The organism is Salinarimonas sp. NSM (genome assembly GCF_052380005.1).
GTDB lineage: Bacteria > Pseudomonadota > Alphaproteobacteria > Rhizobiales > Beijerinckiaceae > Salinarimonas.
Genome location: NZ_JBQTCJ010000006.1, coordinates 87,371 through 108,683 on the forward strand (window position 1 = coordinate 87,371; position 21,313 = coordinate 108,683).

24 protein-coding genes are annotated in these 21,313 nt (G+C 71.9%); 8 read left to right on the plus strand and 16 right to left on the minus strand.

Going from position 1 to position 21,313, the window contains the following annotated elements; all coding sequences use genetic code 11:
• Positions 1–142: 142 nt before the first annotated feature.
• The 5 genes from ACTZWW_RS04540 to ACTZWW_RS04560 all read left to right on the plus strand — a co-directional run bounded on the left by ACTZWW_RS04540 (position 143) and on the right by ACTZWW_RS04560 (position 5,881).
• Positions 143–1,609 (plus strand): FAD-linked oxidase C-terminal domain-containing protein, encoded by a 1,467-nt coding sequence (locus ACTZWW_RS04540; protein WP_444779750.1) that lies wholly within the window; start codon positions 143–145, stop codon positions 1,607–1,609.
• A complete protein-coding gene (gene glcE / locus ACTZWW_RS04545) occupies positions 1,606–2,784 on the plus strand; it encodes a glycolate oxidase subunit GlcE (protein WP_444779751.1) in 1,179 nt (392 codons plus the stop codon). The genes ACTZWW_RS04540 and glcE overlap by 4 nt, the downstream gene beginning before the upstream one ends.
• A gap of 3 nt (positions 2,785–2,787) precedes the next feature.
• Positions 2,788–3,441, plus strand: coding sequence for a response regulator transcription factor (locus ACTZWW_RS04550; protein ID WP_444779752.1), 654 nt, complete (start codon positions 2,788–2,790; stop codon positions 3,439–3,441).
• Entirely contained in the window at positions 3,442–4,803 is a 1,362-nt protein-coding gene (glcF, locus tag ACTZWW_RS04555; RefSeq protein WP_444779753.1) for a glycolate oxidase subunit GlcF, read from the plus strand. It begins immediately after the preceding gene.
• A 154-nt stretch (positions 4,804–4,957) separates the two neighbouring features.
• Positions 4,958–5,881, plus strand: a complete 924-nt coding sequence (locus ACTZWW_RS04560) for a DUF2865 domain-containing protein (protein ID WP_444779754.1) — start codon at positions 4,958–4,960, stop codon at positions 5,879–5,881.
• A 19-nt stretch (positions 5,882–5,900) separates the two neighbouring features.
• Here the strand turns inward: ACTZWW_RS04560 and ACTZWW_RS04565 are convergent, their stop codons facing one another.
• The 16 genes from ACTZWW_RS04565 to ACTZWW_RS04640 form a co-directional block, all read right to left on the minus strand.
• Positions 5,901–6,218 carry a DUF6916 family protein gene (locus ACTZWW_RS04565; RefSeq protein ID WP_444779755.1) on the minus strand — a complete coding sequence of 106 codons (318 nt, stop codon included), beginning with the start codon at positions 6,216–6,218 and terminating at the stop codon, positions 5,901–5,903.
• Positions 6,219–6,351: 133 nt separating this feature from the next.
• The gene (locus ACTZWW_RS04570) at positions 6,352–8,175 is read right to left on the minus strand and encodes an ABC transporter ATP-binding protein (protein ID WP_444779756.1); all 1,824 of its coding nucleotides are present in this window, start codon (positions 8,173–8,175) and stop codon (positions 6,352–6,354) included.
• A 75-nt stretch (positions 8,176–8,250) separates the two neighbouring features.
• Complete coding sequence (locus tag ACTZWW_RS04575; RefSeq protein ID WP_444779757.1) at positions 8,251–9,396, minus strand: aminotransferase; 1,146 nt, start codon at positions 9,394–9,396, stop codon at positions 8,251–8,253.
• 91 nt (positions 9,397–9,487) lie between these two features.
• Positions 9,488–10,618 carry a DUF2336 domain-containing protein gene (locus ACTZWW_RS04580; RefSeq protein ID WP_444779758.1) on the minus strand — a complete coding sequence of 377 codons (1,131 nt, stop codon included), beginning with the start codon at positions 10,616–10,618 and terminating at the stop codon, positions 9,488–9,490.
• 111 nt (positions 10,619–10,729) lie between these two features.
• On the minus strand, positions 10,730–11,545 hold the full coding sequence (gene olsA / locus ACTZWW_RS04585) for a lyso-ornithine lipid O-acyltransferase (RefSeq protein ID WP_444779759.1): 816 nt from the start codon (positions 11,543–11,545) through the stop codon (positions 10,730–10,732).
• Between the two features lie 9 nt (positions 11,546–11,554).
• Positions 11,555–12,037: a GNAT family N-acetyltransferase gene (locus tag ACTZWW_RS04590; protein WP_444779760.1), complete on the minus strand. Its 483-nt coding sequence runs from the start codon at positions 12,035–12,037 to the stop codon at positions 11,555–11,557.
• Entirely contained in the window at positions 12,037–12,717 is a 681-nt protein-coding gene (tsaB, locus tag ACTZWW_RS04595; RefSeq protein ID WP_444779761.1) for a tRNA (adenosine(37)-N6)-threonylcarbamoyltransferase complex dimerization subunit type 1 TsaB, read from the minus strand. Before tsaB ends, ACTZWW_RS04590 begins: the two co-directional genes overlap by 1 nt.
• Before the next feature lie 48 nt (positions 12,718–12,765).
• On the minus strand, positions 12,766–13,386 hold the full coding sequence (locus tag ACTZWW_RS04600) for a malonic semialdehyde reductase (protein ID WP_444779762.1): 621 nt from the start codon (positions 13,384–13,386) through the stop codon (positions 12,766–12,768).
• 86 nt (positions 13,387–13,472) lie between these two features.
• Positions 13,473–13,814: a type II toxin-antitoxin system HicB family antitoxin gene (locus ACTZWW_RS04605; protein ID WP_444779763.1), complete on the minus strand. Its 342-nt coding sequence runs from the start codon at positions 13,812–13,814 to the stop codon at positions 13,473–13,475.
• Complete coding sequence (locus tag ACTZWW_RS04610; protein ID WP_444779764.1) at positions 13,811–14,065, minus strand: type II toxin-antitoxin system HicA family toxin; 255 nt, start codon at positions 14,063–14,065, stop codon at positions 13,811–13,813. The genes ACTZWW_RS04605 and ACTZWW_RS04610 overlap by 4 nt, the downstream gene beginning before the upstream one ends.
• Before the next feature lie 72 nt (positions 14,066–14,137).
• Positions 14,138–14,698, minus strand: coding sequence for a NifU family protein (locus tag ACTZWW_RS04615; RefSeq protein WP_444779765.1), 561 nt, complete (start codon positions 14,696–14,698; stop codon positions 14,138–14,140).
• An 88-nt stretch (positions 14,699–14,786) separates the two neighbouring features.
• Positions 14,787–15,761 (minus strand): CobW family GTP-binding protein, encoded by a 975-nt coding sequence (locus tag ACTZWW_RS04620; protein WP_444779766.1) that lies wholly within the window; start codon positions 15,759–15,761, stop codon positions 14,787–14,789.
• 79 nt (positions 15,762–15,840) lie between these two features.
• Positions 15,841–16,878: a metal ABC transporter solute-binding protein, Zn/Mn family gene (locus ACTZWW_RS04625; RefSeq protein ID WP_444779767.1), complete on the minus strand. Its 1,038-nt coding sequence runs from the start codon at positions 16,876–16,878 to the stop codon at positions 15,841–15,843.
• A 199-nt stretch (positions 16,879–17,077) separates the two neighbouring features.
• A complete protein-coding gene (locus ACTZWW_RS04630; RefSeq protein WP_444779768.1) occupies positions 17,078–17,959 on the minus strand; it encodes a metal ABC transporter permease in 882 nt (293 codons plus the stop codon).
• Positions 17,960–17,963: 4 nt separating this feature from the next.
• Positions 17,964–18,719 (minus strand): zinc ABC transporter ATP-binding protein AztA, encoded by a 756-nt coding sequence (aztA, locus tag ACTZWW_RS04635; protein ID WP_444779769.1) that lies wholly within the window; start codon positions 18,717–18,719, stop codon positions 17,964–17,966.
• Positions 18,710–18,877, minus strand: a complete 168-nt coding sequence (locus ACTZWW_RS04640) for a hypothetical protein (protein ID WP_444779770.1) — start codon at positions 18,875–18,877, stop codon at positions 18,710–18,712. Before ACTZWW_RS04640 ends, aztA begins: the two co-directional genes overlap by 10 nt.
• A gap of 335 nt (positions 18,878–19,212) precedes the next feature.
• On the opposite strand from ACTZWW_RS04640, the gene gloB reads away from it, so the two are divergent.
• From gloB to ACTZWW_RS04655, 3 genes are all read left to right on the plus strand, one after another.
• Positions 19,213–19,989: a hydroxyacylglutathione hydrolase gene (gloB, locus tag ACTZWW_RS04645; RefSeq protein ID WP_444779771.1), complete on the plus strand. Its 777-nt coding sequence runs from the start codon at positions 19,213–19,215 to the stop codon at positions 19,987–19,989.
• 25 nt (positions 19,990–20,014) lie between these two features.
• Positions 20,015–20,467 (plus strand): cupin domain-containing protein, encoded by a 453-nt coding sequence (locus ACTZWW_RS04650; protein WP_444779772.1) that lies wholly within the window; start codon positions 20,015–20,017, stop codon positions 20,465–20,467.
• Positions 20,468–20,567: 100 nt separating this feature from the next.
• The coding region (locus tag ACTZWW_RS04655) for a DUF2865 domain-containing protein (protein ID WP_444779773.1) at positions 20,568–21,313 on the plus strand (746 nt) is incomplete at its 3' end.

Genomic DNA, 21,313 nt, shown 5'->3' on the forward strand with positions numbered 1-21,313 from the left:
GTCGCCCTCGATTATGTCACGGGGGGAAACAATCTAGCGCAGGCGACGCCCCTGTTAAGCGCGAAGCGTTGCGCCTATTGTTGGATTGGAACCCGTCCGGACGAGACGGGAGGAACCGACCGCACGACGAGGAGGACGCGCCATGTCGATCGCCTTCCCGCCCCCCGACGCCGGCATCCTGGCGCGGCGCGACGCCATCCTCGCCGGCCTCGCGCCGCTGGTCGCGCCGGACGCGCTGATCGTCACCGAGGACGAGCGCCGCGCCTTCGAGACCGACGCGCTCACCGCCTACCGCCGCCTGCCGCTCGCGGTGGTGCTGCCCTCCTCCACGCAGGAGGTCGCGGCCGTGATGCGGTTCTGCCGGGAGAACGGAGTGAAGGTGGTCGCCCGCGGGGCGGGCACCTCGCTCGCCGGCGGGGCGATCCCGCAGGAGGACGCGGTCGTGATCGGCGTCTCCAAGCTCAACCGTGTGCTGGAGACCGATTTCGCGAACCGCACCATGCGGGTCGAGGCCGGCATCACCAACCTCGCCATCTCGCAGGCGGTGGCGCACGAGGGCTTCTTCTATGCGCCCGACCCGTCGAGCCAGCTCGCCTGCACCATCGCCGGGAACGTGGCAATGAACTCCGGCGGCGCGCATTGCCTGAAGTACGGCGTCACCACCAACAACCTCCTGGGCCTCACCGTCGTCCTCGTCGACGGCACCGTGGTGGAGATCGGCGGAGACATGCTGGACGCGCCGGGCTACGATTTCCTCGGCCTGATGACGGGCTCGGAGGGTCAGCTCGGCATCGTGACGGAGGCGACCGTGCGCATCCTGCGCGCGGCGGAGGGCGCGCGCCCTGCGCTGATGGGCTTCGACAGCGTGGAGGAGTGCGGCGCCTGCGTCGCCGCCATCATCGGCGCGGGCATCATCCCCGTGGCGCTGGAGTACATGGACAAGCCCGCGATCGAGATCTGCGAGGCCTTCGCGCACGCGGGATACCCGCTCGACGTCGAGGCGATGCTGATCATCGAGGTCGAGGGCTCGGAGGAGGAGATCGAGGACGCTTTCGCGCGCATCGTCGCGATCGCCGAGCCCTTCAACCCGCGGGCGCTCAAGGTCGCGCAGAGCGAGGCCGAGGCCGCCGCGATCTGGAAGGGCCGCAAGTCCGCCTTCGGCGCCACCGGCCGCGTCGCCGACTACATCTGCATGGACGGCACGATCCCCACCGGCCAGCTGAAGCACGTCCTCAGGCGCATCGACGAGATCGTCGAGGGCTACGGGCTGCGTGTCGCCAACGTCTTCCACGCCGGCGACGGCAACCTCCACCCGCTGGTGATGTTCGACACCAACACGCCGGGCGAGATGGAGAAGGCGGAGGCCGCCGGCGAGGACATCCTGCGGCTGTGCGTCGAGGTAGGCGGCTGCCTCACCGGCGAGCACGGGGTCGGCATCGAGAAGCGCGACCTGATGACGACGCAGTACGACCGCGCGGATCTCCAGCAGCAGCTGCGGGTGCGCGGCGTGTTCGATCCGCTCTGGCTCCTCAACCCCGCCAAGGTCTTCCCCCTGGAGGGACGCGACATCGACGACTCGGCTCCGGCGACCGGGCGGGAGGCGGCGTGACGACGCACAGCCCCTCGAGCGAGGACGAGGTCCGCGCGCTCGTCGCCGACGCCGCCGCACGCGCAACGCCGCTCGCGATCGCCGGCGGCGCGACGAAGCGCGCCGTCGGCCGCCCGGCGCAGACCGAAGCGACGCTCTCCACCCGCGGGCTCGGCGGCATCACGCTCTACGAGCCGGCGGAGCTCGTCATCGGCGCGCGCGCCGGTACGCCGCTCGCCGAGGTGGAGCGCACGCTCGCCGAGAAGACCCAGCGCCTCGCCTTCGAGCCCGCGGACTGGCGCGCGCTGCTCGGCACCGACGGCGAGCCGACGATCGGCGCGGTGGCGGCGGCCAACCTGTCGGGTCCCCGTCGGATCATGGTCGGAGCGGCGCGCGACGCGCTGATCGGGGTGCGCTTCGTCAACGGCCGCGGCGAGGCCGTGAAGAACGGCGGGCGCGTGATGAAGAACGTCACCGGGCTCGACCTGGTGAAGACGCTCGCCGGCTCCTGGGGAACGCTCGCGGTGCTCACCGAGGTGACCTTCAAGGTCCTGCCGATCCCCGAGCGCACGGCGACGCTGGTCTATACCGGCCTCGACGACGCCCGCGCGATCGCCGCGCTCTCGGCGGCGCTGGGCTCGCCCTACGAGGTGACCGGCGCGGCGCACGTGCCGGGCGACGGCGGCGGGGCGGGGACGTTGATCCGCATCGAGGGCTTCGAGGCCTCGGTGCGCTACCGGCTCGGCGGATTGAAGACGCTGCTGGCGGAGTACGGCGAGCCGGCGCTCGTCGAGGACGCCGACGGCGAGGCGCTCTGGCGCGGGGTGCGCGACGTGGCGCCCCTCGTCACGCCGGCGGACCGCGCCGTGTGGAAGATCTCCACCGCCCCCGGCCGCGCCCCGGCGCTCGCCGCCGCGATCGGCGCGCAGACCGAGGCGCGCTGGCTCTACGACTGGGGCGGGGGGCTGATCTGGCTTTCGACCCCGGCCGACGAGGCCACGGCCGGCGTCGTGCGCGCCGCGACCCGCGCCCATCGCGGCCACGCGACGCTGATCCGCGCCCCCGCGGACCTGCGGGCGGCGGTCGACGTGTTCGAGCCGCTGCCCGAGGCGATGATGCGGCTCACCAAGGGGCTGAAGGCGAGCTTCGACCCGAAGGGGATCTTCGAGCCGGGGCGGATGTATGCGGGGGTGTGAGAGATGAGCGAGCTTCTTCTTTCTCCGGTTTTCTGGTCGGCAGTCTCAGCATTTGCTTGGCCCGCGGCTTTCATCGTTGCAATCTTATTGTTCAAGGAGAGGATCCGAGCGCTTCTTACGGGAAAGCGTCTCAAGGCAAAATTTGCAGATTTCGAACTCGACATCGGCGAGGCTGTCGAGAAGACGTCGGAAGACGTTGGCGAACTGCGAGACAGACTCATAGAACTTGAGCAAAAACTACAGCTTTCTACGGATGCAACCGAAAATAATCGGGATAAAGGATTGCGGTTGCTATGGGTTGATGATTTCCCATCGAATAATGCAATGATAATCGACCATTTTCTTAGAAATGGTATTCAAGTTGACCTCAGCGCAGAAACGGAAGATGCAATCAGGAAGGTTTCTCATGTTCGGTACGATCTTTTGATTTCGGATCTTGGTCGGATTGAAAATGGCATCGATAATCCTTTTGCTGGATTAGAATTAACACGACGTCTCAGGCAGGGTGGATTTGATATGCCTTTGCTAATTTTTTCTGGGCGACGAGGACTTGAAAATAGAAAAAAGCTGCTGGATGCCGGAGCAACAGATGTTACCGCATCTGCTATCGACGTACAGGGTTTTGTTGAGCGAGTTCGGCGGATGAAGGGCACTTGAATGCAGACCAACTTCACCGAAGAGCAGCTCCGCGATCCCGCGACCCGCGAATCCGAGAAGATCCTGCGCACCTGCGTGCATTGCGGGTTCTGCACCGCGACCTGCCCGACCTATCTCCTGCTGGGGGACGAGCTCGACTCGCCGCGCGGGCGCATCTACCTGATGAAGGACATGCTGGAGAACGGCAAGCCGGCCACCGAGGAGGTGGTCAAGCACGTCGACCGCTGCCTGTCCTGCCTCTCCTGCATGACGACCTGCCCGTCCGGGGTGCACTACATGCACCTCGTCGATCATGCGCGGGCCTATATCGAGGAGACCTACGAGCGCCCCTGGCACGACCGGCTCTTGCGCGCCACGCTCGCGAAGATCCTGCCCTACCCCAACCGCTTCCGCCTCGCGCTGCTCGCGGCGAAGCTCGGGGCGCCGTTCGAGGGCGTGGCGCGGGCCATCCCGCTCGTCGGCCCGCGGCTGGCCGGCATGCTCGACCTCGCACCGAAGCGCCTGCCGTCGCGCTCGGCCATCGACGGCCCGCAAGTCTTCCCCGCGATCGGCGAGAGGCGCGGGCGCGTGGCGCTGCTGCAGGGTTGCGCCCAGCGGGTGCTCGACCCGGGCATCAACGAGGCGACGATCCGGCTCCTCACGAGGAACGGCATCGAGGTGGTGCAGGCCAAGGGCGAGGGCTGCTGCGGCGCGCTCGTCCACCACATGGGCCGCGAGCACGAGGGCCATGATTTCGCGCGGCGCGCCATCGACGTCTGGACCCGCGAGATCGAGGGAGAAGGGCTCGACGCCATCGTCATCACCGCGTCCGGCTGCGGCACGACGATCAAGGACTACGGCTTCATGCTGCGCGAGGACGCCGCCTATGCCGAGAAGGCGCAGCGGGTCTCGGCGCTGGCCAAGGACGTGACCGAGTACCTCACGACGCTGAAGGTGGTGGCGCCCGGCCGCGACGTCTCGGGTCTCACGGTGGCCTACCACTCCGCCTGCTCGATGCAGCACGGCCAGCAGATCCGGCTCGAGCCGAAGACGCTGCTCAAGAAGGCGGGCTTCACCGTGAAGGACGTGCCGGAGGGCCACATCTGCTGCGGCTCGGCCGGCACCTACAACCTGCTCCAGCCCGAGATCGCCGGGCAGCTGCGCGCCCGCAAGGTCGCCAACATCGAGAAGACGAAGCCCGACCTGATCGCCACCGGCAACATCGGCTGCATGACCCAGATCGGCAAGGGCACCGCCATCCCCATCGTCCACACCGCCGAGCTGATCGACTGGGCGACCGGCGGCCCCCTGCCGCGGGCGCTGGAGGAGGCCGGCTGGGCGGACCGGCCGCTCGCCGACGCGCCGCGGCAGGCCGCGGAATAGCGACGTCGGACGGCGTTAACCGCGTCCCTCAAGCAGCGATTCACCCTGATTCGACGAAGCCGCCGCGAACCCGCCCGCGCGTACGCGGGACTCACCGCCCGGCAATCTCCGTCGCCGCATCGTCCCCTCGTCATCGAGCGAGGAGAGGGACGCGATGCGGGCGGGATGCGGACGACGTGCGGATACGGGGCGCCTCGCGCGGCTCGCGGCCGCGCTCGTCCTCGCTGTGCTCGCCCTCGGCGCGAGCCCTACCCCCGCCGCTGCGGAGGACGGCGAGCCCGCCCCGATCGTCACCGCCGAGCTCGGCGGCGGCTTCATCGAGTTCCTGTTCGGCCGCGGCGGCGCGCTGCGCCCGCAGCCGGAGCCGCAGCCTGCACCGCCCCCGCCCCCCGCACCCGCGGCCCCGACCCCGGCGCAGAACCCATCGGGCGTCCTCGCCACGCCCTCGGCGCCCGGCGTCGGAACCACGTTCTGCGTGCGCACCTGCGACGGCTACGCCTTCCCGCTGGGCTCGCTGCGCGGGCGCGGCGATGCCGACCTGCACCGGCGCGCCTGCGCCGCCGCCTGCCCGGGCGCGGCGACCGCGCTCTTCGTCGGCTCCCGCAACGCCGGCTTCGCGCACGCCCGTTCCCTCGACGACGGCCGACCCTACGCGGCGCTGGCGACCGCCTTCCTGCACCGCCGCGAGCGCGTCGCGGGCTGCGGCTGCGGCCTCGTCTCGGAGCCCGCCGCGCGCTGGGCGCAGGGGGACGCCACGCTGCGGCGGGGCGATGTCGTCGTCACGTCGCAGGGTGCGCTCGTCTTCGAAGGCGGCGGCCTCGTCGACTTCCGCGAGAGCCGCGCCGCCGGGCAGGCGCTGCGCCGCAAGATCGACGAGCGGCTGGGGCTGACCGCCCGCGAGGAGCGCCGCGCCGCCTGGTTGCGGGCGCGTCCGACGGCGACGCCGCTCGCGACACCAACGCCCGGACCCTCGGCCGAGGCCGTCTCGCCGTCACCCGTCGCGACGCCCGTGCCGCCGCCGCGGCCCGACGCGCCGATGCGCGTCGCCGAAGGCCCGGGGCCGGACGCGAACGAGTGAGCGGTCCGGCCGCGCGCGATCAGTTGAACACGGCCTCGTAGACGCGCTTGCCGTTGAGCTTCTCGATGTCCTGCATCGCGGGCACCACGGGGGTGATGAACACGCCCTCCATCAGCCCCTTCTTCGGGTGGCGGATGTTGTACATCTGGTTGTCGAGGATCGGCGTCGGCGGTGTCACGAACAGGATGGCGAAGGCGCGCCGGCGCGCCGGCAGGCTCGGATAGGGCGACAGGCGCGCGCCGATCAGCTCCATCTCCACGCGGCCGCCCGCGCCCTCGAGCACGAAGGTCTTGCCGATCTCGTCCTTGAAGTCCTCGTAGGTCAGCTGATCGAGCATCCGCGTCTCCCCTCGCGCCGAGCCCTCCCCAGGGCACGCCAGGGATAGCGTGAGTCGCCCGTCGGCGAAACCTCCGGTCAGCCTCCTCGGTGTTGAATTCGACGCCCCTGCGTCGGCCCAGCGCGGGTTGTCCTCAACTTTCGACGGCCGTCGGCGCGTCGGCGCGCTGCAGGCGCTCGAGCCGGGCGTAGGCGCCCCCGCGCGCCACCAACGCGGCGTGAGTGCCGCGCTCCACGATGCGCCCGGCCTCCATCACCACGATCTCGTCGGCTTCGCGGACGGTCGAGAGGCGGTGCGCCACGACGAGCGTGGTGCGCCCGGCCATCAGCCGCGCCAGCGCGTCCTGGACCAGCCGCTCGGACTGCGAGTCGAGTGCGGAGGTCGGCTCGTCGAGGAGCAGGATCGGCGCGTCCTTGAGGAAGGCGCGCGCGAGGGCCACGCGCTGGCGCTCGCCGCCCGAGAGGCGCCCTCCGGCGGGGCCGACCCGGGTCTCCCAGCCGTCGGGGAGCGCGCGGATGAAGTCGGCCGCGGCCGCGGCCTCGGCGGCCGCGACGATCTCGGCCTCGCTCGCGTCCGGCCGGCCGAAGGCGATGTTGGCGCGGATCGTGTCGTCGAACAGCACCGCGTCCTGCGAGACGACGGAGATCGCGTCGCGCAGGCTCGCGAGCGTGACGCCGCGCACGTCCTGCCCGTCGACGAGGACGGCACCCTCGGTGGGGTCGTAGAGCCGCGTCACGAGGGCGACCAGCGTCGACTTGCCCGATCCCGAGCGGCCGACGAGCGCGGTGACGCCGCCCCCGCGCACGGTGAGGTCGATCTCCTCGAGCGCCGGCGCGTCGGCGCGGTAGCGGAAGCGCACCCGGTCGAAGCGCATCTCCCCCGCGCCCACGACCAGCGGCACGGCCTCGGGCGCGTCGGCGATGCGGGGCACCTCGTCGAGGAGCGCCCAGTGCCGATGGAGCGCGGCGATCGCCTCCTGCACGATGGCGTTGAGGTTGCCGAGCGCCCGGATCGGCTGGGCCGCCATCAGGAGGGCGGTGACGAAGCCGGTGAAGTCGCCGATCGTGGTCTCGCCCGCCCCGATCCGCACGCCGATGAGAAGCAGCACGGCGGCGACCGCGGCGCCGCCGGCGATCTCGAGCAGGGGGTCGAGCCGCGCACGCTGGGTCGCGGCCTTGATCTTGAGGTCGCGCACCCGCTCGAAGGCGCCGCGCGCGCGGCCCTCGAGCCAGCGCTCCATGCGGTAGGTCTTGGCGATGCGCACGCCCGCGAGGCTCTCGGTGACGAGCCCGGCCATGTCGCCGATCTCCTCCTGCGTCGCGGTCGAGACCCGCCGCAGCCGCTTGCCGATGCGCGCGATCGGCGGGGCCACGAAGGGGGCGACGAGGGCCGCGATCAGCGTCATCCACGGGTCGATGACGAGCATCGCCACGACGAGCGCCAGGATCGTGGCGACGTCGCGGAAGAAGACCGTGAAGATCCGCACCATCGCCTCGCGGATGTACGTGAAATCCGTCGTGAAACGCTGGGTCAGCGAGGCCGGGCTCTCGCTGCCGAGCTGGGCGAGGTCGAGGGAGAGGAGGCGCGCGTAGAGCGCCGCCTGCATGTCCGCCTCGATGCGCGCCACCGTGCGCTGGGTCAGCGCCGTCTGGCCGAAGAGCGCGAAGCCCTTGATCGAGGTGACGACGATCACGACGACGGGCGCCCAATAGATCAGCTCGAGGTCGCGCCGGTCGAAGGCGTCGAAGGCCTCGCGGATCAGGAGCGGGTAGAGCGCCGTCGCGCCGGCGCCCACCGCGATGAGCCCGAGCACGACGGCGAGCGTGCGCCGATGCGCCCGCATCCGCTCGCGCCACAGGCGGCGCATGACGGGCCAGGTGTCGCCGGACAGGAGCGGCGGCCGCTTCGTCTTCGCTTCGGGCTTCGTCGTGTCGGGCTTGGTCTGCGTGTCGGCCATGATGGTGCGTGCGCCTCCGGCAGGCGCGTCTAGCACGGTTCGTGCGGGTATGGCACGCGCGGCCGGCGGGGCGCCTCAGACGCCGCGCATCCGCTCGAGCGCGGCGTCCAGCGTCGCGTCCGTCTTGGCGAAGCAGAAGCGCACCACGTTGGTCACCTCCCCGCCCGGGTAGAAGGCGGAGACCGGGATCGCCGCGACGCCGTGGTCGCTCACCAGCCGGCGGCAGAAGGCGACGTCGGTCTCGCCGCGGCCGGCGAGGTCGACGCCGACGAAGTAGGTGCCGGCTGCGGGAATGACCGAGAAGCCGAGAGCGGCGAGCCCGGCGCAGAAGCGGTCGCGCGACCGCTGGAGGTCGGCGCGCATGCCCTCGAACCAGGCGTCCTCCTTGCCGAGCCCGTAGGCGACGGCGGACTGGAGGTTGGGCGGCGTCGTGAAGGTGAGGAACTGGTGCGCCTTGGCGAGCGCGCCGAGCAGCGCCGGCGCGGCGCAGACGAAGCCGACCTTCCAGCCGGTGAGATTGAAGATCTTGCCGGCCGAGCCGATCTTCACGGTCCGCTCGCGCATGCCCGGCTCGGCGATCAGCGGCCGGTGCCGGGCGCCGTCGAAGACGACGTGCTCCCAGACCTCGTCGCAGATCGCGACGAGGTCGTTCTCGACGCACACGCGGGCGAGGAGCGCGCGGTCGGCGTCGGAGAAGACCGTCGCGGTGGGGTTCAGCGGATTGCAGAACAGGACCGCCTTCGTGCGCGGCGAGACCGCCGCGCGCAGCGCCGTCTCGTCGAGGCCGAAGCGCGGGGGCTCCAGCGTCACCACCCGCGGCACGCCGCCGGCGCGGCGCACGAGCGGCAGGTAGGCGTCGTACATCGGCGCGAACAGGACGACCTCGTCGCCGGGCTCGACGAGCGCCATCAACGCGCCGGCGATCGCCTCGGTGGCGCCCGACGTGACCATCACCTCGCGCTCCGGATCGAGGTCGAGCCCTTGCCAGCGCGCGTAGTGTGCCGCGATCGCCGCGCGCAGCTCCGGCAGCCCGAGCATTGGCGGATACTGGTTCCAGCCCTCGATCACCGCCCGGGCCGCCGCCTCGCGCACGTCGGCGGGGCCGGGATCGTCCGGGAAGCCCTGGCCGAGATTGACCGCCCCGGTCTCGCGGGCGCGCCGGGACATCTCCTCGAAGATCGTGGTCGGCAGGCCGGCAAAGACGGCGTTGAGCGGCTTCATCGCGGGGCGGCTCCGGAGGGCGGCGAACGCGGCTCCTCTAGCACGGGAGCGCGGCCGCCCGGAAGCGCCGAGGGAGGAAGGATGCGCCCGCTCAGCGCCGGCGCGCGTCCATCCGGCGCTGCGCCGCCGCCTCCGCGGCCCGCTTCTGCGAGGCCTCGCGGGCCTTGAGGAACTGCACGACGCGCTGGGCGGTCTGCGGGCGCAGCTGCTCGAAGGCGTCGCGGGCGCGCTTGCGCAGATGCGGCGCGAGCGTTCCTTCGGGATCCCGCAGGACGAGGAGCGGCTCGAGCGTGGCGAAGGCCCAGCCCTGGGCGCGGGCGACGACGACGAGCAGCTCCGAATCGCCCGCCTTGAACAGCCGCTCGGCGGTGGCGAGCGAGAGGTCGGCGGCGAAGGCGATGGCGCAGATCGCCTCGTCGCCCTTGCCGTCCCGCGCGTAGGAGGCGACGTCGCCCTCGGTGATCGGCCGTGTCGCTGCGATGCGGGAGACGATGGCGTAGGCCGTGCCGAGATCGCGTCCGCCGGGCACGACCGCCGCGCGCACCGCGCTCGCGCCGATCTCCAGCGCCTCGACGATCGCCGTGCCGCGCGGCGCGTCCTCCGCGAGGCGCCGGCGCGCGGTCTCCTGGGCGATGGCGACGAGCTGGCGGACGTGCTCCTCGGGCAGGTCGATGCGCTCGCCGAGCAGATCCTGGAGCGGCGTGTCGATGCGGGCGCGGTCGACGAGGCTCGACAGCGACCCTTCCGAGAAGCGCGCGCCCGGATTGGCGGCGACCGCGTGCACGACCCGTCGGTCGCCGCGCTTGACGAGCACGTCGGTGACGGGCTCCGACAGGTTCTGCCGGGCCGTTATGGCGAGCATGTGCTCGCGCCCCTTGGCGATCGCCACCGCGACGAGGTCCTCGTCCGAGAGCCGCTCCGAGCGCGCCAGCACCGCGCGGGCGATCTCGATGTCGTCGTGGGCGAGCGAGCGGATCACGCCGCGCGGGGCGTTGGGCGCGTCGGCCAGCCGCTCGGCGAGCTCGACCCGCGCCCGCGCCTCGATCACTGCGGCGAGCCGGGCGATGACGACGTCGAACAGATCGACCTGCTCGTCCGACAGGGCGGGCGCGTCGCGCAGGAACAGGTCGGTGACCTGGCGCAGGTGGTCGGCGCGGCGCTCGCGCGACCCGCGCGCGATCGCGTCGTCGACCTCCTGGATCAATGCGGGCATCGCGTTCATGGCTCCTCGTGCCTCCCGAGGGGAAACACTAGGGCCTGCGGCTTCTCGGGAGCGTTGAATCGATCGCTCGAATTGTCCGCGTCGGCCGAGGAGCAGGCTTTCGGCGGACGCTCAGCGCGTCGGATGCGGCGCCGGCGGCTCGCCACGGCGGCAGAGACCGGCGTTGAGCCCGCGCCGGACCTCGTCCTCGGCACGCGCGGCGGCGCGCTTGCGGTCGGTGTGCGCGTCGAAGGGAATCGGCGCACCCCAGCGGATCTCGACGTCGATCGGCCCGCCGCCGAGGACGCCGCGCAGGTGGGGCAGGAGGTCCATGTCGCCGTACCAGGCGATCTCCGGCCGCTCGCGCCGGTCGAGCGGCAGGCCGTCCCGACGCACGTAGACGAGGGAGAGCGGCTGGAGCACGATGGCGTCGAGCCGGTGGTCCGCGAGCGCGAGCCGCGCCGCGCCGACGAGCGAGGTGCGGAAGGGCAGGATGCGCCCGCCGTCGCCGGTCGTGCCCTCGGCGAAGAGCACGATCAGCTCGCCGCGGGCGAGGCGGCGTGCGATGGTGGCGTTGACCTCCGCGGTCGCCGCCTTGCGCTCGCGCTCGATGAAGATCGAGCGCTGCAGCCGCGCGAGCGTGCCGAACAGCGGCCAGGAGGCGATCTCGGACTTCGCCACGAAGGAGAGCGGCCTCAGGCTCCCCAGGACGAGGATGTCGAGCCACGAGACGTGGTTCGACAAGACGAGCGTCGGCGTCTCCTTGGGCGGATGGCCGATCTCGCTCACGCGCACGCCGAGCGCCCACAGGGCGATGCGGTGGAAGAGCACCGGGATGCGCCGCGCGATCGCCCAGTGCGCGCGCACGCCGACGGCCTGGGGTCCGATCAGGACGACGAGCGCGAGCACGAGCACGAGGAGGCGCAGCGCCTTCGAGAAACCCGCCATCGCGCCGCCTCAGAGATCGAGCGCGAGCGTCAGCGCCGCGGCGCGGCTGCCGTCGGGGCGATGGTAGTAGCCCTCGCGGCGTCCCACGCGCCCGAAGCCGAGGCGGGCGTAGAGCGCGCGCGCGGGCGCGTTGGCCTCGTCCACCTCGAGGTGGAGCCGCGCCACGCCGACCCGCCGGAGCGCCTCGAGGTGGCGATCGAGCAGGGCGCGCGAGAGGCCGCGTCCGCGCACGGCCGGATCGAGGGCGATCGTGAGGATCTCCGCCTCGTCGAGCACCGCGCGCGAGAGGACGAAGCCCTTCGGCCGCGCGGGATCGCCGAGGAAGAGGCCGTCGGCGACGACGCCGCGGTCGCTGATCAGGCCCTCGATGTCGGTGGGGCTCCAGCCGCGCGCGAAGCCCGCGGCGTGGATGGTGGCGCAGGCGGGAGCGTGCGCCGGCAGGAGCGGCGCGACGACGGGCAGCGGCCTCGATGCGGTACGCCAGGGCGGCATCAGCGCCTCGCGATGCGCGCGCCGTCCTGCGGGCGAGCGTCGGGCGCGCGCAGGTAGAGGGGCTTGGGGAGCGCGCCGCCGGGGTCGGCGGCGAGCCCGAGCCGGGCGACCCAGGCGATCTCGGGGGCGGGCTCGGCGTCGGCGAGGGTGACGTCGATGCCGCTCTGCATCGCCTCCGCCGCCACGATCGGGCCGCCCGAGCCGCTGATCACGGCGCCCGAGCCGAGGTAGCGCACGGCGTCGCGCACCGGCATGTGCGCCGGCGCCACGACGGTTCGCCCGCCGGGCGCCACCGCCTGGAAGTAGACGGCGCCGTGGCGCGCGTCGATCGCCGCCGCGAGCAGCCGGCGGTCGGCGGAGGCGACGAGGGGCGCGAGCAGCGCCGATAGCGTCGAGACGCCCACGACCGGCGCCTTCGCCGCGAGCCCGATGGCGCGGGCCGCCGCGATGCCGACCCGCAGGCCGGTGAAGCTCCCCGGCCCGACGGTCACGGCGATCCGGTCGAGGCTCGGAAAGCCGCCGGGGACGCCCGCCATCACCCGCGCGACGAGGGGCAGCAGCGCTTCCGCGTGGCCGCGCTGCATGGGGATCTGCTCGCGCGCGAGGGGCGCGCTCGCGCCCGCGTCGAGCACGCAGGCGGAGCAGGCCTCGAGCGCCGTGTCGATGGCGAGGATACGCAAGGGGGGCCTCGTCGGGACGTCCGTTCCGGGTCGATCGTCCCGTGAGCTTTACGCGATCGCGCAGAATTCCTCGAACGAAAAACGCGGCAGCCGCGGCTTCACCCCGGCTGGATCGCCGCGGCCGATGTTCACGAGCACGTCGGCCTCGACGGCGGTGCCGGCGAAGAAGTCCCGCGTCACGCCCGGCGCGTCGAAGCCCGTCATCGGCCCGCAATCGAGCCCGAGCGAGCGCGCGGCGAGGATGAGGTAGGCCACCTGGAGCGCGCCGTTGCGGTATGCGTTCGAGCGAATCTTCTCCTGGGAGCCGTTGAACCAGGACGGCGCGTCGGGCTCGTGCGGGAACAGCCGATCGAGCTTCTCGTAGAAGCGCATGTCGTAGCCGACGATCGCCGTCACCGGGGCCGCCATGGTCTTGGCGCGGTTGCCCGCCGAGAGATGCGGCTCGAGCCGGGCCTTGGCCTCGCGCGAGACGACGAAGACGATGCGCGCCGGGCAGCAATTGGCGCTCGTCGGGCCCATCTTCATCAGGTCGGCGAGCGCCCGCAGCGTCGTCTCCGAGACCGGCTCGTCGTGCCACGCGTTGTGCGTGCGCGCCGCGCGGAAGAGCCGGTCGAGGGCGGCGTCGGGAAGGGGGTGGGCGGTGGGACGGGGCTGGCTCGGCTCGGTCATCGGTTGTCGCGATCCTCGTTCGTGGGGACGAGGCGGACATAGGCCTGGAGGCGGCGCGTTTCGAGGGGCGCCGCCTCTGGTTTCGATCAGGACATCGCGCGCGATGCTGCGTCGCGCAGGACGTCCTCGCTCCACTGGTTGAGGCTCTTCCCGCTCGCTTCGGCCGCCGTGGCCGCGGCCGCGTGGACGGACGGCTCGATGCGGAGCATGAGATTGCCCGAGAACGCTTTCTCCGGCGGCTTCCCGATCTTCGCACAGGTGGCCACGTAGTCGTCGACGGCTTCCTCGAAGGCGGCTTTCAGTTCAGTGACGTTTTCCGCGTGAAAGCTGACGAAATCCCGAATACCGAGGATACGGCCGACGAAAACCTCGTCATCCGCGTCGAACGTGACAGCCGCCCGGTAACCCTTGTAGCTGAGCAGGCTCATGGCCGAACTCCCAAGTCTATCAGGAATGCTCGAGCTTCACGGATCTGATACCGCTTCGCTTCCTTGACGGGGTGCGGTCGGTGAAAAGTCGCCACCACGCCGTCGCGCGCGAAACGAACGCGGGAGCCGCTTCCCTCGATAACCGCACATCCCAGAGCCACGAACAGCGCTTCGACCGCCGACCACGGCAGGCTGGTTGGTGCCGGGTCGGCGAAGATCGCATCCAGCGTCTTCCGATGCTTGCTGTTCATGCAAGCATACTAGCGACTCCACCCGCACGCTCGCAATGGAAATCGATTGTACGAGACTGCAGCCCCCGCCCGTCACATCTGCTGGACTTCCTGCACCTCCGGCACGAAGTGGCGCAGGAGGTTCTGGATGCCGTGCTTGAGCGTGGCGGTGGAGGAGGGGCAGCCGGCGCAGGCGCCCTTCATGGCGAGGTAGACGATGCCGTCGCGATAGCCGCGGAAGGTGATGTCGCCGCCGTCGCCGGCGACCGCCGGGCGCACGCGCGTCTCGATCAGGTCCTTGATCGTCGCCACCGTGTCGGCGTCGGCCTCCTCGAAGAACTCCTCGCCCTCCGCCGCCTCGGCCGGGCCGGCGTCGGCCACGACCGGCTGGCCCGACATGAAGTGCTCCATGATCGCGCCGAGGATCGCGGGCTTGAGGTGCTGCCACTCGCCCTCGCCCTTGGTGATCGTCACGAAGTCGTAGCCGAAGAACACGCCGGCCACGCCCGGGATCGCGAACAGGCGCTGCGCGAGCGGCGAGCCCTCCGCGCCCTCGGCGGCGCGCGCGTCGAACGTGCCGCGCTCCATCACGACCCGCCCGGGCAGGAACTTGAGCGTCGCGGGGTTCGGCGTGGCTTCGGTCTGGATGAACATGGCGGTCTCGGTGGTGACGGAGAACGGGGACGGGGCCCGCGATGCGCGCTCGCCCCGTCCCCACGATGTGGTGGCGCGCCCGTCCCGGTCAAGCGGCGCAGGCGAGGAACCCCGCGCGGATCTCGTCCGCCTTCAGGTCGCGCCCGATGAACACGACCCGCGAGCGGCGCGGCTCGCCCGGCGCCCAGTCGCCCTGGACGTCGCCGTCGAGGATCATGTGCACGCCCTGGAAGACGAAGCGCTTGGGCTCGTTCGGGAAGGCGACGATGCCCTTGCAGCGCAGGATGCTCGGCCCTTCCACCTGCGTGTAGTTGGAGATCCAGGGCATGAACTTGTTCGGGTCGACCTCGCCCTCGATGGTCACCGAGACCGACTGCATGTCCTCGTCGTGATGATGGTGGTGGCCCTCCTCCAGGAAGTCGGGCTCGATCTCGAGGATGCGCTCGAGGTCGAAGGCGTTGCGGCCGAGCACCGCGTCGAGCGGCACCGAGCAGCGCTCCGTCCGGTGGAGCCGGGCGTAGGGGTTGATCGCGCGGATGCGGCCCTCGACCTCGGCGAGCTCGTCCGCCGAGACGAGATCGACCTTGTTCAGGAGGATCACGTCGGCGAAGGCGATCTGGTTCTTCGCCTCGGGCGCGTCCTTCAGGCGCTCGGAGAGCCACTTCGCGTCCGCCACCGTGACCACAGCGTCGAGCCGGGCGTTGGCGGAGACGTCCTGGTCGACGAAGAAGGTCTGCGCCACCGGCGCCGGATCGGCGAGCCCGGTCGTCTCGACGATGATCGCGTCGAACCGCCCCTTGCGCTTCATCAGCCCGTCCATGATGCGGATGAGATCTCCGCGGACCGTGCAGCAGATGCAGCCGTTGTTCATCTCGAAGACTTCCTCGTCGGCGCCCACGACGAGGTCGTTGTCGATGCCCACCTCGCCGAACTCGTTGACGACGACGGCGTAGCGCCTGCCGTGCTCCTCCGAGAGGATGCGGTTGAGGAGCGTCGTCTTGCCGGCGCCGAGATAGCCGGTGAGGACGGTGACGGGGATCTTGCCTTCGGTCGTTTCGGACATGCGCGTCTCGCTCTCGCGATCCGCCCCGGCGCCGGGCGCCGGGGCTCGTTGTGATGATGGCGTGCGCGGGCGTCCCGGCTCAGGAGCCGAGCGCCTCGCTCAGGGTCATCATATTGTGTCGCATCATCTCGATGTAAGTGGGGGCCGGGCCGTCCGCGGGGGAGAGCGCGTCCGAGTAGAGCGTGCCGCCGATGGCGGCGCCGGTCTCGTCGGCGATGCGGCGCATCAGGCGCTCGTCGGTGATGGTCTCGACGAAGACGGCGTCGGCCCCGGTCTCGCGGACCTGCCCGATCAGCAGCGCGACGTCGCGGGCGGAGGCCTCCGATTCGGTGGAGACGCCCTGGGGGGCCACGAAGTCGAGGCCGTAGGCGCGGGCGAAATAGCCGAAGGCGTCATGGCTCGTGACCACCGTGCGGGCCGCCTCGGGAATCGCGGCGACGGCGGCGAGGATCTCGGCGTCGAGGGCCTCGAGCGCGGCGACGTAGGCCTCGGCGTTCGCCCGGTAGGCCTCGGCGCCCTCGGGATCGGCGGCGACGAGCGCGTCGCGGATGTTGCCGACGTAGACGATCACGTTCTCGACGTCCTGCCAGGCGTGGGGGTCGTAGAAGCCGTGGGCGTGGCCGCCCTCGGCGTGGTCGTGGCCGTGGTCGTGGTGGTGGCCGTGGTCGTGCGCGTGTTCGTCGTGGCCGTGGTCGTGGCCGTGATCGTCCTCGGCGTGGTCGTGCCCGTGATCGTCGGCGTCGCCGTGATCGTGCGCCTCCCTCGTCTCGAGCAGCGCGGCGCCCTCGCTCGCCACCGCGATCGTGGCGCTCGTGCCCGACGAGGCGATCAGCCGGTCGATCCAGCCCTCGAACTCGAGGCCGTTGACGAAGACCACCTCGGCCTCGGCGACCCGGCGCGCGTCCGCCGGGCTCGGCGAGTAGACGTGCCCGTCCCCGTCCGGCCCCACGAGCGTGGTGAGCGTCACCCGATCGCCGCCCACCTGCGCGACGAGGTCGCCCAGGATGGAGAACGTCGCGACCACCGGCAGGCGCTCCTGCGCGAGTGCCGGCGCGGCGAGCACGAGCGCCGTGGCGGCGCCGGAAAGAAACGTTAGAACGTTACGAAACGTGGACATGATCATCCCCTTTCCAAGACTTCACGACGACATGATTGCAGTCCGCCGCCCCGGATCCTCCCCGCAGGGGAGGAGTCCGCGCGAAGCGCGGGCGGTGGGGCCGTTCGACCCTTCCGGCGAGCCGGCCCGCCGCCCTCCCCACCCTCCGGCCTTCGGCCGTCGTCCTCCCCTGCGGGGAGGAGGCGGCCTTCGGCCTGCCTCACGCCTCCAGGTGCCGGCCCGGGAAGGCGAGGCGCAGGAGGCCACGCTCCGGGCCGACGAGGAGGGACACGAGGTAGGCGCCCCCCGCCACCAGGATGATCGCCGGCCCGGCCGGCAGCTCCCAGTGGTAGGAGAGCAGCAGCCCCGCCGCCCCCGAGAGCATTCCCGTCCCGGTCGCGATCGCGATCATGCCCGTGACGTCCCGCGCCCAGAAGCGCGCGCTCGCCGCCGGCAGCATCATCAGGCCGACCGCGAGCAGCGTGCCGAGCGCCTGGAAGCCGCCGACGAGGTTCGCCACGACGAGCACGAGGAAGGCGAGGTGAACCACCCCGCCCGCCCGGCTCACCGAGCCGAGGAAGACCGGGTCGACGCATTCGAGCACGAGCGGCCGGTACATCAGCGCGAGCGCGCCGAGCGTCACGGTGGCGATGGCGCCGATGAGCAGCAGCGCCCCGTCGTCCAGGGCGAGTACCGTACCGAAGAGCACGTGCATCAGGTCGACGTTGGAGCCGCGCATCGAGACGATCGTCACGCCGAGCGCCAGCGAGAGCAGGTAGAAGGCCGCGAGCGAGGCGTCCTCGCCGAGCCGGGTGAGCCGCGTCACGAGCCCCGAGGCGAGCGCCACCGCGACGCCGGCGACGAAGCCGCCGAGCGTCAGCGCCGGCAGCCACAGGCCCGAGACGAGGAAGCCGATCGCCGCCCCCGGCAGGATCGCGTGCGCCATGGCGTCGCCGGTGAGCGACATCCGCCGCAGCATCAGGAACACGCCGATCGGCCCCGCCGCCAGCGCCAGCGCCAGCGCGCCGACGAGGGCGCGGCGCATGAACTCGAAGGCGACGAAGGGCTCGACGAGCGCGTCCCACAGGATCGTGTGGATCATGGCGTCACGCCTGCGCGCAGACGGGGGCGCCGTCGTTCGCGGCCTCGACCATGCGCCGGGCGAGGAGCAGGTTCTCCGGCCCGAGCACGGCCTCGGTCTCGCCGTGTGCGACGAGCTCGCGGGCGATCAGCATCGTGCGCGGGAAGGTGCCGCGCACCATCTCGATGTCGTGCAGCACCGTGACGACGGTGCGGTCCTCGTCGTGCCAGCGGCGCACGAGGGCGAGCAGGTCCGCCGTCGTCTTGGCGTCGATGGCGGTGAAGGGCTCGTCGAGGAGGATGAGCGGCGCGTCCTGGAGCAGGAGGCGCGCGAACAGCGTGCGCTGCATCTGCCCGCCCGACAGCGTGCCGATGGCGCGGCTCTCGAAGCCGGAGAGGCCGACCGCGGCGATCGCCGCCTCGATCCGCGGCCGGTCGGTGCGGCCGATCCCGCCGAAGAGCCCGCGCGCGCCCCACAGCCCCATGGCGACGAGGTCGTAGACGCTGACGGGGAAGGCGCGATCGAGCTCGGAGGCCTGGGGCAGGTAGGCGATGCGCGTGCGTGCGCCCGTCGACAGCGTGATCCGCCCCTGGAGCGGCTTCAGCGCGCCCACCACGCCCTTGAGCAGCGTCGACTTGCCGGCGCCGTTGGGTCCCACGATCGCCGTGAGGCTGCCCGGCGCGATCTCGCCGGCGAGGTGATGCACCGCCGGGTGCCGGCCGTAGCCGAGCGTCACGTTCTCGAAGCGGATCGCGGTGGCGCCCATGGGGGTCAGGCCCATCCGATCACGGAGAGGATCGCCGCCCACAGGACGACGAGCACGACGCCCACCCCCGCGAGCCGCTGCCCGGCGGAGAGCCGCAGCAACGACAGCGTCGGCGCCGCCGTACGGGCACGAGGTGCGTGGTCGTGACGATGGTGATGGTGGGATCCGCTCATGGGGTGTTCTACTATAACGTTTCGCGGTCGATGGGAAGGGGGACGATTCGGCCTGGCGACACCCGTCATCCCGGACGCCGAAGGCGATCCGACCCAGAACCACGGATCCTCGCCGAACGGCGTGCATACGCCGCGGCGTGAGACGCCTCCATCGGCGCCTCGTGGACGCGCGCGCTCCCGCGCACGCTGACAGGACACCTGCGTGTCTGGGCCCCGGGCCCTCTTCGCGACCCGGGGTGACGTCGCGGACGCGAATGGGATCGTCGCCGGGTATCCCGCGATCGGCGCCCGTGCTACCCCTCGCCCGATACGGATCCGATCGAAGGAGCTCGCCCATGGCCGCCCATACGCCCGCCGAGACCCGCGTCTTCCGCTGCCTGTCGGACAATATCGGCGTCCTGGTGCGCGACCCGGCGACGGGCGCCTGCGCCGCGATCGACGTGCCCGACGCCGCCGCCGTGCTGAAGGCGGCGGACGAGGCGGGCTGGCGGATCACCGACATTCTCGTCACGCACAAGCATTCCGACCATGTACAGGGCATACCCGAGGTCGTCGCCGCCACCGGCGCGCGCGTCGTCGCCCCGGCGAAGGGCCCGGCGATCGCCGGCACGGCGCAGACGGTGGCGGAGGGCGACACCGTGCGCGTGGGCGATCTCGTGGCCGAGGTCTGGGAGACGCCCGGGCACTGCGAGGACCACGTCACCTTCCATTTCGCCGGAGCGGGGCTGCTGTTCCCCGGCGACGTGCTCTTCCCGATGGGCTGCGGACGCGTCTTCGGCGAGGGCTACGACGACCTCTGGCGGGCGCTCTCGCGCATCGCCGCGCTGCCGGACGCCACGGTCGCCCATTGCGGCCACGACTACACCCGCGCGAACGCCCGCTTCGCGCTGGCCGCCGATCCGGACAATGCCGCGCTCCAGGCCCGCGCCCGCGAGGCTGAGGAGAAGGCCGCGGCCGGCGTGCTGTTCGGCTCGACGACCGTGGGTGAGGAGAAGGCGACGAACCCGTTCATCCGCGCGACCGAGCCGGCACTGGCCCGCGCGGTGACCCTCGAGGGGCGCCCGGGAAACGAGGTGTTCCGCGCGCTGCGCGAGTGGAAGAACCGGTTCTGAGGGAGGCCGAAAGGACGAGACCGCCATGGCGCACGCGATCGACGGACTCACCGCGGACGAGGTCGTGGCACGGCTCGGCCTCGCCCCCCATCCCGAGGGCGGCTTCTACCGCGAGACCTATCGCGATCCGCGCACCGACGAGTCCGGCCGCGCGGTCTCCACCGCGATCTACTACCTGCTCGGGCTGGGCGACACGTCCGAGTGGCACCGGGTCGATGCGGCGGAGGTCTGGCACCACTACGCCGGCGCCCCGCTCGTGATCACGATGTCCTCCAACGGCCACGACGCCGAGGCCCGCCATCTCGGGCCGGACATCGCCCGCGGGCAGGCGCCGCAGATCGTGGTCCCCGCCGGCTGGTGGCAGACGGCGACCTCGCTCGGCGCCTGGACGCTGGTGGGCTGCACGGTCGCGCCGGGGTTCGATTTCGCCGGCTTCGAGATGGCCCCGCCCGGCTGGCGGCCGACGCCCAGGAGCTGAAGATCGCGGTAAGGAACATTTAACCCTAACGAAGGGTGAAGATTGCGCGCGCGGACGCGTTCCGGTTCGGTACGCCCGGTTCGAGACCGAGGAGTGAGCCGTGACCGGATCCGCGCTCGTGCGCGCCCACCGCGAAAGCCTGATCGCGCAGGCGCAGACGTCTCAGGCGCAGAATTGCACGAAGCTCGCGCCGGCGCGCGCGGGCCGGCGCGCGATCCTGGCGCTCGGCCTCGCGGCGGCTATGGTTCTCGCCGGGGCCGGGGTCGTCGCGGGGCCGGATGCGCTCGCCTTCTTCCGGGCGGATCGGGCCGCGGGGAACGGGGTCGCGCTGTTCGGGCGGCCCGACACGCCGGCGGCGACCGAGCTCGCGCGGCGCGCGCCGGTCGTCGCGCCCGCGCGGCTGTCGATCGAGCCCCCTTCCCGCGCCGCAGCGCCCGCCCCGGCTCCCGTCCCCTCGCGCTTCAGCTTCTGCGTGCGCACCTGCGACGGCTACTTCTTCCCGCTGGGCGACCTGCGCACCGCCCGCGACCTGTCGCTCCACGCGCAGGCCTGCGCCGCCGCCTGCCCCGCCGCCGAGACGGCGCTCTTCGCGGCGACCGGCTCGCGCGACATCGCGGACGCCCGCGCGCTGGCCGGCGGGGAGCGCTACGTCGACCTGCCGCGGGCCTTCGCCCACCGCGAGACCCGCGTCGCGGGCTGCGGCTGCGCCCTGCCGGAGCGCAGCGCCGCCGAGCGCCTCGCCGCCGGCGACCGCACGCTGCGGCCCGGCGACGTCATCGTCACCTCCGAGGGCGCGCGCGTCGTCGGCCGCGACGGCTCGCTGCCGGACGTCGAGACGCCCGGCGC